Here is a 15509-nt window from a genome sequence, read left to right as displayed (position 1 = left end):
GCGTGAATGTTCATTAGTTCACTGGTTCATTAGTTTATTGGTCTTGAAATTATTTAAACTTATCCTCCATTACTGCCATTTCAACACTAATGAACTAATGAACCAATAAACAAATGAACCAACTAATCCGTAATATAGGGTAGTTTAATATTCTTATAGGTCGGTTTCTGCAGTTGTACTTTTAGCTTTTTGAAGCTTTCTGTGGGACCCTGCGTAATGAACATATTGAGTAACCAGGCGGGTACACTGCCGCCGGCATCCAGGTGCAGGGTATATTCAATTTTTACGTGGCTGCTGTCAATAGGCGTAATGACCCATTTACCTACCGAATGTTCAATACGTACAATACCATCTTTTCGCGGTACCATATCCGCTAAACAGGGAGCATCAACTGTAACCACTTTGGTTTTAGGGTCCTGGGTAACTTTGATGTGGGCAATAAAATCGCGGTTATGCAGGGGCCAGGGTATGGATACTTCGGAATAATAATATAGTTCTGAAGGTGATACCTGTTTGATCATGTTAACAGATTTGGTATGATATACCCAATCTATACTGCCTTTTATATCCAATAATACAGCAACCAACTGAGCAGCTGAGGCATTAAATTCACATTCTACTTTAATGGCTTTTACTTTTGAATCGGGCACATGCCTGGTGTAAACCTTAACACCTTCTTTGTTAGTACTTAAGGCCCAGGGCTCTTCGGCATGGGTTATGTTGATCAACGAAAATGCAAGCAGCAGGACTAAGAAAGTGACTTTTTTGTACATGATATAGAGCCGATATAATGTAACAAAAGTATATACAAAACAAGCCGGTTAGTGAACCGGCTTGTCAGTAAAAGGTCATTTGGTGTTAAGCGAATGTAAATATGAAATATCTATGGCAATTGAAGTGATGATTATTTCACCTCAAAAACATAACTCCCTGCAGCGGCCTGGTAAGGTCTTGAACTATTGAGCAGCTTGCCACCCAGATAAGTTTTACCCGCAGGCAAGGTTATGGTAGCTGTTGAATTGGCCGGTATAGTAACCTTGTAGTTTATACCATGATCGGTACGTTGCCACGAGGATATTATTTTGCCGTACGGGCCATCATGAGTGGCTGTGAATTCATTAAGTCCGGCCACAAAGTGCGGCTGCAACAGGATGTTTTTAAAACCCGGGTGATTTGGATCAGTTTGAATACCTGCTATACCTTTATACAACCAGGCACCTATCCCCCCAAACATGATATGATTTAGCGAGATGTCTGACTTAGCATCTATCTTCCAGTTCTCATACAGGGTAGTTGCCCCATTCACCATCCACCATCCCCAGGAAGGGAAAGTTTCCTGCGATGCTATTTTGTAAGCTACATCCGGGTAACCATTATCGCTCAAAGCACTTAAAATGGCTTTTGCGCCCAGGATCCCCACATCCAGATGATAATTATCGGCAGCTACACGCTGCGCCAGGTTAGCGGCCACTTTGCTTTTCAGGTTTTGCGGCACTACATCCCAGTAAAGCGGTACGCTTAATTCGGTTTGCAGGCCTTTGCCATACATCCCGGTTTCGGTATTCAGGTATTTGGCGTTGATGGCATTCTTAATCTTATTGGCCAATGCCGAATACTTTATAAAATCAGCTTGTTTACCTAATATTTTGGCAGCTTTAGCCAGGATGCTGGCATCTGCATAATAATATACAGAAGAAGTCAACTCAACCGGCGATACAGACTTTACCGGCACCCAGTCGCCTAAACCCCAGGTAGTTAGTCCCGTGGGATAGAGTTCATCAATATGATTTACATATTTCTCAATGCTGGTATAACTATCAGCCAGTAGTTTGATATCGCCATAAAACAAATAAATATTCCAGGGGATAATAGCAATGGTGCTTGTCCAGTCGGGGCCGTTGCCCCATTCATAGCCCCAGCCGCCGGTTGGGATAATAGATGGCAGCACACCATTGGGTTGCTGCTCGTCGCGATGATCGGCCAGCCATTTTTCGTAAATGGTAATGGCGTCAAAATTATACAACCCGGTTTCGCTGGCAATATGTGCGTCGCCGGTCCAACCATTCTTTTCGCGCTGCGGGCAATCGGTAGGATAACCAAACAGGTTACCGAGGTAGGAGTTATTGGTAGCGCTCCATATCTGATTGATAGTTTTGTTTGACGATGTTACTGTGCCAATGGGGGCCACATCGCTATGCATAAAATAAGCTTTCAGGCTTTCTTTGCTCAGTTCAACAGGTTTGCTGCTGCTTACCTCTATGTATTGAAAACCCTTATAGTTAAACTTAGGCATAAAGGTTTCTTCGCCTTTACCACTCAAAATAAAGATGTCGGTCTGGAAAGGGTCTTTATCATCCGTAGGGCGGTAATGCAGGTCGATGTTGGATTGATCCACATGACCATTTTTATTCAATCGCTCAGCATGTTTTAAACGGATCACGGTGCCCGAATCGCCTTTAACGGTAATCTTACTCACGCCTGATATGTTGCGGCCGATATCAAATACCCACAGGTTATCGTCAATTTTGGTGATGCTTTTGGCAGCTATTTCTTCCACATTACGGATAGGCTGCAGACTTTGCGCCACTATATTTTGTGACGGAGCTGAACGGTTAATAACCTGTTTCCAGGCACTGTCTATAAAGTTGGGTGTATTCCAGCCGGGTTGTTCTTTGCGGGCATCGTAGTGTTCAGCGGTATAAATACTGTTAAAAATTACCGGACTTAATGAGGTTTTCCATTGCGTAGTGGAGCTTACCGTTTCTACAGAACCATCGGTATAAGTAATACGCAGATCCATACAAAACGTTGGGCGACCGCGCCATGGCGCCTGGTGAAAATACCATACCGCCGTGCTCTGGTGGTTATACCAGCCATTGCCGAGTAATACTCCAATAGCGTTTTTGCCGCTTTGCAGCTGCGCGGTAACATCGTAAGCTACATATAAAGTTCGCCTGTCAAATCGGGTATACATAGGGTCAAGACGGTGATTGCCAATCTTTTGGCCGTTGATATATAATTCATAAAGGCCCGCTACGGCGATATAGGCCCTTGCCGAGCGAATTTGTTTAGCTACTTTAAAGGTATGCCGAAAGTAAGGGGCAGGGTTCACCGCTATACCTTTATTATCGCTTATCCAGGATCCCTGCCAGTTGCGCATATCCATCATCCCGGTTTCAAAACTGGCTACGGCCGATGGCAGGAGTTTTTTACCGGTCTGATCCCATAGCTGCACGCGCCAGTAGTATTTGGTAAAGGGTTGTAATGGCTTGCCCTGGTAATTGACCAGGTTTGATGAGGACACTACCTTGCTGGTTTGCCAGCTATCGCCTTTACCATTCCTAACGGCAACAGAATCGGCGCCAACGGTAAGTTGATAAGCGGTTTGGGCTGCGCCTTGCCTGTCATCAGTCACTAACCAACTTAAACGTGGATGCCGGGAATCGATACCAATAGGATTGATGAGATGTTCACATTGTAAACCTGCTGCTTTACCGGGTGTACCGGCGAAGCTTAGGTTAGCGATGAGAAAATTAAACAGTAAAGCAATGTAAAGCGCGGGCTTACATAAAAATGATTTCATATAATGCAATAAAGCGGTTTATAAAGGTAAGCAAGATAATTCAAGGAGCCTGCAGCAATGTTAAGCTGATATTTTTATTTACGCAACCCTAACTGTCCTGAGGGGGCGTGTAGGTGTAGAGGTGAGGACTAACCGCGTCTGCGCTTCGCTGGAAAGAGGAGGGATAAAAAATAACGTCATTGCAATGACGTGCGAGGAGGAAGTGCATTATTCCCTTCTTTCCATATAGGCGATAGCCTGCCAGAGGCTATCGCCTAAAAAGAATATGATGCATAATAATGCAATAGCTGTTTTAGAACCTGTTGTTGTCTTTGAAGTTATCTCTGAAATTTTGAGTGCGTACGGCTATTTGCTCCAACGTTAGTTCGCCGTATTTTTTTGCACGATCCATCCATTCAGGCCCGTTCTCTGTAAGATCGTCAATGATCGATTTACCATCCGGCCCCTTTTTGGTAACATAGTTTATGCCGTAAGCAACTGCTGCGCCAACGACAAGAAATTTTAGTAAGCCCATAATCTAAATTTTTATTGTTTTTATGACAATGATGATGCCAGTTTGTTACATACATGAGTTAAGCGAAAATCAAGGTTTACACATTATATCAATGATTTGTATTTAATATTATTGATTTAAATAACTTAAATGCATGTTAATCATGAATTATGTATAGGTATAAACAGTGAATAAATGATTTCCTGTTTTTTCTTAATCACCGATTCTGATATCCTGACTCTAAATTTTAATTACTTTTACGGCTAAAGTATACCGGCATATGTTTTTTATCCTGTCGAAAATATTGGCATTCTTGCTTTTTCCCCTGTTGTATATATTTGTTTTACTGCTAATGGCGGTTTTAGCAAAGAATATAAAACGTAAACGTAAATACCTGCTTTGGGGTATTGGGCTGCTTTATTTTTTTTCTAACCCGTTTCTGATCAACCGGCTTGCCCGGGCCTGGGATATAGCGCCTGCCGAACTTGAAAAAAATAAAACATACAGCGCGGCTATTGTACTGGGTGGTTTCGCATCGGATGATAAGGAGGGGAGGGGTATGTTTAGCTCTGCGTCCGACAGATTTATACAAGGCGTCCTTTTACAAAAGACAGGCAGGGTGAAATATATTTTAATTTCGGGGGGTAATGGTAATTTAAACCCATCAGCTTTCCGGGAAGGAGCCTGGGCCAGATATCAATTGCAAGCTGCGCAAGTACCGGATAGCTGCATCCTGATAGAAGATCAGTCGCGCAATACCCTGGAAAACGCGTCATTGACCAAAACTTTACTTCAAAAGCATGGGCAGCGGGGGCCATATTTACTGGTAACCTCCGCTTTTCATATGCGGCGGTCGGCACGGATCTTTAAAAAAATGGGTGTTGATGTAATACCATACCCTTGTAATTATATTGCCGGAACCGGCGACTTTAGCTTAAGTGAGTTTGTACCGAGTGCCGATGCACTAAATAAATGGAATACCTATATCAAAGAAATAATTGGCCTTGCAGTTAACTATATCTCAGGACGCGGTTAATACGCTATAGCGCCTGGATACTAACATTTATACAAATTAATACTATGGGGATATTACTGGTTGAGGATGAACCTAACGTGGTATCGGTAATAAAACGCGGACTTGCAGAATTTGGTTACGAAGTAAGTGTGGCGGGTAATGGCGCAACCGGTTTGCAAATGGCACTTGACCATGATTTTGATTTGGTGATACTGGATGTGATGCTGCCCGTAATGGATGGCATACAAGTATGTAAGCTCATCAGACAGCAAAAACAAGCCATGCCTGTTATAATGCTTACCGCGCTTGACTCCACCGAAAATATTGTGAACGGTTTAGATAGCGGCGCCGATGATTACCTGGTAAAACCCTTCAAAATTGCCGAACTGGCTGCGCGCCTACGTACTTTGCTGCGTCGTAAAAGCGGCGAGCAGCAGTCTAAAAATAACCTATTTACAATCAGCGACCTGGAACTTAACGCCGAATCAAAAATAGCTTACCGTAACCAGGAACCATTAAAGCTCACAGCTACGGAGTACAGGCTACTGGAGTATTTTGTAAAGAATCAGAAAAAGGTATTGTCGCGGATCCAAATATTGGAAAGCGTGTGGGATATTGATTTTAATATGGGTACTAATGTGGTTGATGTATATGTAAATTATCTGCGCAAGAAACTGGAAAAAGGTGGTGGTTCCAAACTCATACATACGGTTTTTGGTATGGGATATATCATGAAAGAGGGAGAACCCGATGAAAATACAAAGTAAAATAACCCTGCTGTTCCTGTTGCTGTCTGGTGCAATATTGTTATTGCTCAATATCACCGTTTTTTACCTGGTATACCGGTTTGGTTTCGACGATTTTTTTAAACGGTTGGAAGCCCGCGTTAATATCTCGGCCGAGGTAAACATTTTTCCGAGTGACAGAAGCAGAGCCTACCAGGAAGTGCGCAATAAGTACCTGGAGCGGCTGGAAGCTGAAAAAATGTATTTTTTTAATATCGATACACTGAGCAGGGTTCATATTACCGGCGGGATCGATAAAAATAGTGAACTGATTAAAAACATCTTGAAGGATAATGCAGCGCGCTATAAAGCTGACAATATTTTTTATGCTGGTAAAGTATTTAAAAAAGACAATAACAGATACATCGTTATCGTTTCGGCTACAGATCCATCGGGTTTTCAGGAGTTAAAAGATCTGCAAAAAATATTGATCTACGGGTTTCTTGTTGCCATGATACTGGTTTATTTTATAGGTAAGATATTCTCCTTTTATACCTTTCAGCCCATACGGCGTATCATTAACAATGTTAAAAATATAACGGCCAACAACCTGCACTTCAGGCTGGATGAGCTCAGTGGTAAGGATGAGGTAGCCGAACTTTCCTATACCTTCAATGACATGCTTAACCGCCTGGAAACAGCCTTTGAAACACAGAATAACTTTGTAAGCAATGCCTCGCATGAGCTGCGTACACCCTTAACCATCATCAGTACCGAAGCTGAACTGGCCTTGAGTAAAACCGATGCCAGCCCGGAACAGCGTGAGGTGTTTGGTACCATTTATTCAGAAGCTGAAAAGCTGCGCCAGATACTGAATAGCTTATTGGCTCTTGCCCAATCGGGTTTCGACGGTAAAAAACAGCGCTGGGAAAGCATCCGGATAGATGAACTCCTGATGACCGCTTCAGAATCTATTAAAAAGATCAATACCGATAGTAATATACAGATCGATCTGGAAGATATGCCGACCGATGAACGTCTGCTTTATGTAAGTGGTAACAGCAATTTACTGCGTTTGGCCGTTACCAATATCATCAGTAATGCCTGCAAATATTCAGACAACCGTATGGTGAAAATAAGGTTGCTGGCCGAAAATAATAAAGTAATTATCTCTGTCACCGATCAGGGTATCGGCATTCCCGAAAGCGAACTGCAGCACATTTTTGAGCCCTTTTTCAGGGCCTCCAATACGCATAGCTACGAGGGGCACGGAGTAGGCCTGCCTTTAACACTCAATATTATACGCCTGCACAGGGGCAGCATAGGTATCCGCTCTGATGTTGGCAAGGGCACCGAGATCAAGATTTTTTTGCCGGTGGATGCATCGGCGTAAAACTCTAATCAAATTCTAATAACTTTCTTAGATTATCCTAATTATTGGGGGCTACACTTGTATCAAACAAAGTTGTACAAGTTAAACCATTAAATAATTACGATATGAAAACGCTGTTCATCCCTACCGATTTTACGTACCAATCGCTTCAAAGTATCCCGAACATAGCCCAGCAATATTATCCGCAAAAAGTGGATATCAGACTGGTACACATGCTGAAAATTACCGATAACATAGGCGAACTGCTCATGCTGTCGCGCCGCTCGGCCGAGTATAAACATATACCCGATAATTTTTATATCCGCTGCCGCGAAATGGAGAAAGATTTCAGCCACCTGATCAACCGCATCCATATCGATATTTTTTATGGCAGTACGGTAGCCGTTTTTAATAACTACCTGGATGCCCATGAAGTGGATGCCATAGTGCCGCCGCATGATAATTACAAATTGCTTTTTAAAAACAGCATTAATCCAGAAGTACTGATAGAAAAATGCGGAACGAGGGTACTTGTCAGTACAGAAACAGCCGGTGTAATGGCAAACCTTATTGCCGAAGAGCCAGAATTGATAGAACAACAGTAATTAACCCCTTAATTATTAAACACTATGCTACTGAAAGAAAACATCCCGGTTACTTATGTATTCGGAAAAATAAAAAAAGAACTCATCCTGGTGGCCATTTATTCGTCGGCTATTTATTTAGTGCACCAATACTATAATTTAAAAGAGGTATCTATCCCCTTAACGGTGCCTACTATATTGGGTACTATTATATCCCTGCTGCTGGCCTTTCGGTCAAACCAGGCGTATGACCGTTGGTGGGAAGCCCGCATTTTATGGGGCGGCATCGTGAATGATTGCCGCACCTTTACCCGCCAGGTACTCACTTTTGTTGATAGTAGTTACGATGGCGAAGAAAAATGGGCCCTCAAAGAGCGGATAGTAAAACGGCAAATAGCCTGGTGCTACAGCCTGAGCCGCCATTTGCGTAAACAGGATGCTAAACAAAACCTGGAGGCTTTTTTGAGCGATGACGACATCAAAAATATTCGCAATGTGGAGCATGTGCCGCTGGCCCTGAATGAGTTACAAGGGCATGATTTGCGTACCCTGTACAAATTAGGCTGGATCAACGAATACCAGCAAGTAGCGATGGACGGTACCCTAACCGGTTTTATGAATACAATGGGCGGCTGCGAGCGGATCAAAAATACCGTATTTCCGGCTACATACAGTGTGTATATACACTGGCTGGTGCTGTTTTTTGTATTGCTACTGCCTTTTAGCCTGATGGAGTTTTTTGGCATATTGCAGGTGCCCCTGGTGATCGCTATTTCGTCGGCATTTTTTCTGATCGAGAAAATGGCTATTCATTTGCAGGATCCATTTGAGAACATGCCGACCGATACCCCAACCACCACCATCAGCAGGAAAATTGAGCAGGACCTGAAGCAAATGCTAAAAGACGAAATGCCCCAGGTAACCGATATGGTGACCAACCATCAGCAGCAAAAACAGGCGGTGTTCTATATTTTGTAACCAGAGCTATTAAGGAGTTGATATATAGTTGATTGTATATTAAGCGGTTGGTTTTTGGTTCTCCTGTTGCCTTAACCAAACAGCCCGGTACCCTTGAGAAAGGTGCCGGGCTGCCGTTTTGTATAGATATACGAAAGATAGTCTGAAGTCAGAAGTCTTTAGTTCTGAGTAAGTAAAAAATGGCCTATCGTCGATACTATCACCTGCACGGACTCAGACCAAAGCAAGTCTCTTGTTCTTTATCTTCAGAAAAAGCATTAAATTGCCCTACCTTCATGGCTTGACGGCACCTGCTAACCCGGTATGACTATTAAATTTAAGCGTAATCCCTTTCTTCTTTTTTTACCATTCCTGCTGTATTACGTTTATTATATCCTGAAACACAAATGGCCTGTTTTATACGGCGATGAACCCCGGTATATTGGTTTCGCAGAAAACCTGCTGCACGGCTTTTATTCGCCGCCGGCTCCCGGTATTAACTTGTGGAATGGCCCCGGGTATCCTATAGCACTGATGCCCTGTGCGGCACTGCATCTGCCTGTTATATTTTACCCCTTGTTTAACGCGCTGTTTTATTACTTATCCATTGTTTTTCTTTATAAAGCTTTAACCTGTGTAGCCCACGAACGGATAGCCCTGTTTTTTGCTATCATATGGGCGTTTTATTTTAATATTTACACGTATTTGCCGGCGGTTCTTACCGAAATATTTTCGGCTTTTCTCATCTCGGCGTTTGTTTATAGTGTGGTATTATTTTATAAGGGTGGCAAGATTAAGCACCTTATACTATCGGGGTTTTTGCTGGGCTTTTTAGCCTTAACTAAAATTATTTTTGGCTATGTATTGCTGGGCGGATTATTGGTATGCCTGGTACTTTTAATTTTCGGTAAAGCAAAAAGGAATTATCAAAGCTCCCTGTATATCATTCTGATAGCCTTTATAACCACAACACCTTATCTTGTGTACACTTATAGCCTAACCGGCAGGTTTTTTTATTGGGGAAACTCCGGTGGTATGAGCTTGTATTGGATGAGCACTCCAGATAACCTGGAGTACGGCGATTGGAAACTGCCCGGCTTAACCAACCTGATGTCGCCGCAGCCTTTTAATACTACCGAAGGCGATTCATTGCTGAAGGCCAATCATTCGGCGGAGATCGCTTCGATCTTAAAACACCAGGGCGTTGAGCAGGATGACCTGTTTAAAAAGGCGGCGATCAGAAATATCCGTTCGGCGCCTAAAAAGTTTATTAAAAACTATTTTTATAATCTTTCGCGTATGTTGTTTGATTTTCCGTATTCTTACTCGTACCAGATCCCGCAAACCATTACCAATATTATTACCGGATCCTTAGTGTTTTGGGCTGGTATAATGGCTTTAATAGTAAGTGTGATCAATTGGCGAAGCATCAATTATGCGCTGAAATTCGTCATGCTCATTTTCGTGCTGTATTTTTTCATCAGCGGATTGGTTAGCGCTTACGCACGGCAGTTTGATGTGATGATACCAGTAGTACTCTTTTGGATAGCCTATATGGCAGATAAACTTCCAAAGGTCAATCTGCGGTTTATAACGGAACCCGTAAGAGAATAAATGAGTTTAAATTCAAAACCTAAACGCCCTGTTTCCTTTTATTAGTCAAATACTTCCGTACCGGGATATCATATATCACCATCACTAAATAGGCTATACCAACCAGGAGGATTGCCGATATCGAAATAATCAATGCCAATTGGCCGGGGCCCGGCTTATGTGCGGCGTAATAGTTGCCAAACATCCACATTACCGCGTAATGGGTCATATATAGCGGGTATGATATATTCCCGGCGAATACGCATAGTTTCTTTATGCCTTGTGTTAATACAGCTCCCGCGCCCAGGGCTATCAGTAATGGGAAGTAAAAGATTACTACCAGCGATTCGGTAAGCCAGTTCCATTGAGTAGAGAAAGGCATCAGAAAAGCGAAGGCCAGCAGCACTGCCAGGCCTAAAAAGCCCAGTTTGTTTTTGATGATCCAGTTGAAGCGGTATACCAGCAAACCGGCTAAAAACGAATAAGCGATGCGGGCGCCGCCGTCCCAAAAGTTACCCTTACCCCAGCCACCCATCAGGTTTCCGGAGTGCCGTGCCACAAAACAAATGCCCAGTGCTGCCAATATAGCAAGTACAAGCAGCACACGTTTATGAACACGGCAAAGCACAAAGGCATAAACAATATTAGCTATATACTCCCAAAATAGCGACCATGCAGGGGCGTTAAAACCGAATTGGTTAAAATAGCGGTCACTCATCACCGGGAAGGGGATAAGCAGTACAGACAGTAAAAATAGCAGTATCAGCCTGCCTGCGCTGTAAAGCTCAGGATGACCGCCAAAGGGATCAAACAAAAAAGCTAACAAACCCAATACCGAACCGAAAATAACCAGGGGATGCAGCCTGATGATCCTTGATTTAAAAAACTCCATGACACCCATTTTTCCGATGCGGTCGTCATAAGCATACCCGATCACAAAGCCCGACAGGCAAAAGAAAAAATCGACCGCCAGAAAACCATGGCCGATAAAGTTTTGGCTGTAATCGGAGTAAGCTATTTCCATAAAATGGAAAATCACCACGGCCAAAGCAGCTACGCCGCGGAGGCCATCAAGAATTTCAAAGTGTTGTTTGGTTTTTAGGATACCGGGATTAAGTTTGTGTTCGGTCATTGATGTTTGGTTTATACAGGATAAAACAAATGCGCCGGGGTAATACGCAAAGCTCAAGAATACCGAATAATAACGATTTAGCCAACAAAAATTTAAATTGAATAGGATCGCATGCAGAATTTAGATTTTCGGCTAAAAGCCATTTTATATACTTGAATTTAACCGTTGGCTGAAGCCAAACGGCAATGAATAAAGGCTCATGTTGAAATAATTTCAAAATTCATTGCCGTCCCCATTTATGGGACGGGGGGTAAAATTTAAAGGCGGCTTTAGCCGAATCAATGATAAGCTTTAAAATCCCTTTCCAAAACCAAATTGCTCATTAATCCCATAATCTCCCTTTATTTAATTATTTTGGCCTTTTCGGAATTTTTAACGCGTTACGTTTTTTAAGATGACCTATTGCCTGGGAATTAAAGTTAAAGAAGGGTTGCTTGCTATTGCCGATACCCGCATTACTACGGGAACTGATACTACTGTAAAAAAGAAGATCACCATAGCACAAAAAGATCATTTTTCGCTTTTTATCATGACCAGCGGTTTACGCTCGGTAAGGGATAAGGCTATTACTTATTTTACCGAACAGCTGGAAACCCGGGAGTTTAACAAGCTGTACAAAGCCGTGAATGCCTTTGGCGAAAAGGTAAAGCTGGCGGCCGTGGAAGACAAGGTAGCGCTGGAGCAGGCTGGTTTTAAGTTTGATCTGAATACCATTATTGGCGGACAGTTGCAAGATGATGATGAACATAAATTGTTTTTACTTTATCCCGAAGGTAATTGGGTAGAGCTGGGCGAGGGTTCGCCTTATGTGGTTATCGGGAATGCGGCGCATGGCAAGGCCATTTTAAACCGTACGCTTACCGAAAATTCGAGCCTGAAACTGGCGCTTAAAACAGGTTTTCTCTCATTTGATTCAACACGGGTAAGCGCCAATAATGTGGACTTCCCAATTGATGTGGTGCTTTATAAAAAAGATAGTTTTGAGCTGGTGGAGCAACGCTATGAGAAAAAAGACCTGGAGTTTATATCGGCGCAATGGGCCGAAGAACTGAAGAACGCACTTAACCATGTTTCGGAAGCCTGGATGGATCCTGCATTTGAAAAGCTTAACGAAATTAAAATTAAGACGGAATGATTTTTGGAGCAAGATTTTTGGAATAAAGAGCAAGAATTTTTGGAGCCAGGATCATAAAAATTCACAAATTCATTAAATCAATAACTCAGTAATTAATTATGAAGTTCAATGTGTTTACCCAAATGCAGTATGAGGCACAGTCGGAAGGCACATTGGTATTAAATATCCATGCTTTGCGTACACCAAATCAATTGGTGCTGAGCGAAGAACTCACCATCGATCCGTACCACAAAGCCGAAGAATTAACGGCCATACAGGGCGAAAGCCGGCTGATGCGGGTTGAACTGGCCGAACCTTGCGCATTAAAAATTACTTACCGGGCACTGGTTGATAATTGTTATGAGTTGTATGACTTTAGCGATTTGCCTGAAGCATTGGTTTCGCAACTGCCTGCTCATGTGTTGCATTATTTGAACCCGAGCCGCTATTGCCAGTCTGATAAATTATACCGTTTGGCACATAACCTGTTTGGGCATATTACTAATCCGTTTGAGCAGGTGGCCACCCTTACCAACTGGATACATCAAAATGTGCAATACCTGAGTGGCTATAGTAACGCGCAAACATCGGCCTTTGACACCGTAACCGAGCAGGTAGGGGTCTGTCGTGATTTTGCCCATTTGGGTATTGCTCTATGCCGGGCGCTCACCATACCGGCACGTTATTTTACAGGCTATGCTTATCACCTGAAACCTGCCGACTTTCACGCCTGCTTTGAAGCTTACCTGGGTAGTAGTTGGGTTCTTTTTGATGCTACCAGGTTGGTGCCGCTCAATGGTCTGATCAAGATAGCTACTGGCCGGGATGCAGCCGATACCGCCATAGCCAATATTTTTGGCGATATTAATTTTACCACCATGGAGGTTAGCTGTGAGCTGGTGGAAGCCGAAAATTTTGAGCCGTTTTATTATAAAGCGGACGAATTTAAAGGGCTGATATACTTGTAAGCCTGACCATTTCTTTCCCGGTTTTTTAAGTCAGGGTTGAACGGTCTTTGTCTGATTATTAATCTAAAGTTAAATTCAGCTGAATTTAATTGGGCGCGATCAAAAACAATTTTCCCGGTTATTATCTTTTGAGTTATAGTTTATACAACTCTTTGATATTATGATGCTGGTATATCGGTACTGATAACGATTGGTGGGTGCGGGTAGAAGATACATCATCGTCGCAATTTGTTTTTAAATGTATCTTACCCATACCCGTTTTACAAGATCAAGGTGGCTCATATTGCTTTTAATTTTTGTTATAAGCGCAATGCAGCTTTATGGGCAAGTGCCGTTTCGTAAGCTTCCGGTTGTTGGCAGTAAAGCTCAGGATAATTTCCGCGATACATTGATCAAAAAGAAGTTCGGCCGCGCGGCCGGTGAGTTGATGCTTGCCGAAGTGATCCCCTGGACTTTTGATCGTTATGTTGCCAATAAAGATTATGCCCGCATCGCCTGGAAAACGGTTGGCCATAACCTGAATCCCGGCAGCTGGACCTGGGATAACGATCCTTTTCAAACCAATCAGTTTGGGCACCCTTATCATGGCGGTATGTTTTACAGCGCGTTCCGGAGCAACGGTTACAGTTTCTGGCAATCGGTCCCGGCAACAGCAGCCGGCAGTTACCTTTGGGAAACCTTTGCCGAAAACCAGGCTCCGGCACCCAATGATTTTATCAATACCAGTTTCGGTGGCATTGTACTGGGCGAAATGACTTACCGCTTCTCCAACAAAATCGTGAATAACCGGCAGCGTGGTTTTAAACGGCAGGCACAGGAAGTGCTTGGGTTTTTAGTTAACCCCATGAACGGACTTAACCGCCTGCTGGATGGTAAATGGGGTAAGGTTTATGGAAACCCTAAGGACCGCGACTCCACCCATATCAGCGCCGAGCTCGATATAGGACTGCGTAATGTAAATACCAGCGGCAGCAAAAGTTTACCCACCAGCGGGCGTTTTGGCTGGTATGGCCGGGCCAGGTTGCTATACGGCGATCCTGCCGAAGATCTGAAAAGTCCCTTCAGCAACATAGCAGTTACGGCCGAGTTTGGGCAGGACGACAGTACCAATGTAAACGTGATCAGCGTGTACGGATCACTTGCCGGCTGGGATATCTCGTTAAAGGATAATATTAGAAACCTGCTTATCCTATCGGCCAATTACGATTATATCCACAACCAGGCATTTTTTTATGGCGGGCAAAGTGTTAAGTTCAACATGCTATCGGAATACAGGCTAAGCAAAAGGCTAAAGATCAACACCTCGTTTGGCGCGGGGCCGATATTGCTGGCCGCTATACCCGATCCTTATCTTTTTAAAGGGCGTAATTATGACTATGGGCCTGGTTTTGCTATTAATGGGGGAGGTACTATCAGTATTTTTGATAAGATATTTTATGGTATTAATTACAGGGGCGGCTGGGTTATAACGGTTAACGGCAATAATTCACACTACTTTCTACACACGTTTTCGAGCGAGTTGAGTTATATGTTTATCAAAGGTTTTTCTATTTGTGCCGAGCCTGGCTACTTCCGACTGGAGGGGAACTACAAAAATCACCCGGATGTGGACAAAACTTATCCTTACCTCCGGTTTTCGACCAGGTATAGCGTGAATTTTTAAGAAAATAAAAGAAGAAAATTTGACGTCGCGGGCAGATTCGAACTGCCGTAGAAGGTTTTGCAGACCTTAACCTATCCTCTCGGTCACGCGACTTTAAAAAAAACTATAAATCACTTATGGAAGATTGGAAGGGTAAGATCTTTGTTTATCTTTCTCCTATACGGAGCAGGAATTAGCACCTTTTACATTATGCGGATGTACAGGTTGCTAAGACGTCTTTGGGCCTTTCCCTCAGTCTTTCTTGATAAGCGTAATAAAGAACTATTTGTCGTTGTTGACAGTGCAAATATAAAAAAGTATTTATATAAAT

General features: G+C 43.0%; 13 protein-coding genes and 1 riboswitch. Of the genes, 9 read left to right on the top strand and 4 right to left on the bottom strand.

The annotated features are described in order from the left end of the window. Positions 1 to 122 precede the first annotated feature (122 nt). The 3 genes from AB6735_RS24950 to AB6735_RS24940 all read right to left on the bottom strand — a co-directional run bounded on the left by AB6735_RS24950 (position 123) and on the right by AB6735_RS24940 (position 4097). Entirely contained in the window at positions 123 to 773 is a 651-nt protein-coding gene (locus tag AB6735_RS24950) for an START domain-containing protein (RefSeq protein ID WP_370998915.1), read from the bottom strand. A gap of 131 nt (positions 774 to 904) precedes the next feature. Next, the gene (locus AB6735_RS24945) at positions 905 to 3583 is read right to left on the bottom strand and encodes a family 78 glycoside hydrolase catalytic domain (RefSeq protein ID WP_370998914.1); all 2679 of its coding nucleotides are present in this window, start codon (positions 3581 to 3583) and stop codon (positions 905 to 907) included. 292 nt (positions 3584 to 3875) lie between these two features. Next, on the bottom strand, positions 3876 to 4097 hold the full coding sequence (locus tag AB6735_RS24940; protein WP_370998913.1) for a YtxH domain-containing protein: 222 nt from the start codon (positions 4095 to 4097) through the stop codon (positions 3876 to 3878). A gap of 331 nt (positions 4098 to 4428) precedes the next feature. On the opposite strand from AB6735_RS24940, the gene AB6735_RS24935 reads away from it, so the two are divergent. The 6 genes from AB6735_RS24935 to AB6735_RS24910 all read left to right on the top strand — a co-directional run bounded on the left by AB6735_RS24935 (position 4429) and on the right by AB6735_RS24910 (position 10343). Further along, positions 4429 to 5112 carry a YdcF family protein gene (locus AB6735_RS24935; protein ID WP_370998912.1) on the top strand — a complete coding sequence of 228 codons (684 nt, stop codon included), beginning with the start codon at positions 4429 to 4431 and terminating at the stop codon, positions 5110 to 5112. 44 nt (positions 5113 to 5156) lie between these two features. Continuing rightward, positions 5157 to 5858, top strand: a complete 702-nt coding sequence (locus AB6735_RS24930) for a response regulator transcription factor (RefSeq protein WP_370998911.1) — start codon at positions 5157 to 5159, stop codon at positions 5856 to 5858. Further along, complete coding sequence (locus AB6735_RS24925) at positions 5842 to 7209, top strand: ATP-binding protein (protein WP_370998910.1); 1368 nt, start codon at positions 5842 to 5844, stop codon at positions 7207 to 7209. Before AB6735_RS24930 ends, AB6735_RS24925 begins: the two co-directional genes overlap by 17 nt. Positions 7210 to 7313: 104 nt before the next feature. After that, positions 7314 to 7793, top strand: coding sequence for a hypothetical protein (locus AB6735_RS24920; protein WP_370998909.1), 480 nt, complete (start codon positions 7314 to 7316; stop codon positions 7791 to 7793). Positions 7794 to 7817: 24 nt separating this feature from the next. Continuing rightward, positions 7818 to 8750 (top strand): bestrophin family protein, encoded by a 933-nt coding sequence (locus tag AB6735_RS24915; protein ID WP_370998908.1) that lies wholly within the window; start codon positions 7818 to 7820, stop codon positions 8748 to 8750. A 303-nt stretch (positions 8751 to 9053) separates the two neighbouring features. Next, on the top strand, positions 9054 to 10343 hold the full coding sequence (locus AB6735_RS24910; protein ID WP_370998907.1) for a hypothetical protein: 1290 nt from the start codon (positions 9054 to 9056) through the stop codon (positions 10341 to 10343). Positions 10344 to 10362: 19 nt separating this feature from the next. Here the strand turns inward: AB6735_RS24910 and AB6735_RS24905 are convergent, their stop codons facing one another. After that, entirely contained in the window at positions 10363 to 11454 is a 1092-nt protein-coding gene (locus tag AB6735_RS24905; RefSeq protein WP_370998906.1) for an acyltransferase family protein, read from the bottom strand. A gap of 394 nt (positions 11455 to 11848) precedes the next feature. On the opposite strand from AB6735_RS24905, the gene AB6735_RS24900 reads away from it, so the two are divergent. From AB6735_RS24900 to AB6735_RS24890, 3 genes are all read left to right on the top strand, one after another. After that, positions 11849 to 12589 (top strand): peptidase, encoded by a 741-nt coding sequence (locus AB6735_RS24900; RefSeq protein ID WP_370998905.1) that lies wholly within the window; start codon positions 11849 to 11851, stop codon positions 12587 to 12589. 98 nt (positions 12590 to 12687) lie between these two features. Continuing rightward, positions 12688 to 13536, top strand: coding sequence for a transglutaminase family protein (locus AB6735_RS24895; RefSeq protein WP_370998904.1), 849 nt, complete (start codon positions 12688 to 12690; stop codon positions 13534 to 13536). A gap of 310 nt (positions 13537 to 13846) precedes the next feature. Then, positions 13847 to 15199, top strand: a complete 1353-nt coding sequence (locus tag AB6735_RS24890) for a DUF3943 domain-containing protein (protein ID WP_370998903.1) — start codon at positions 13847 to 13849, stop codon at positions 15197 to 15199. A 142-nt stretch (positions 15200 to 15341) separates the two neighbouring features. Continuing rightward, a riboswitch (SAM riboswitch) is annotated at positions 15342 to 15450 on the bottom strand. Positions 15451 to 15509: the final 59 nt, after the last annotated feature.

The sequence above is a fragment of the Mucilaginibacter sp. RCC_168 genome (assembly GCF_041355315.1).
In the GTDB taxonomy this organism is placed as follows: Bacteria; Bacteroidota; Bacteroidia; order Sphingobacteriales; family Sphingobacteriaceae; genus Mucilaginibacter.
The sequence above is the reverse complement of the archived record's forward strand: the minus strand, read 5'-3'. Positions and strand labels throughout refer to the sequence as shown.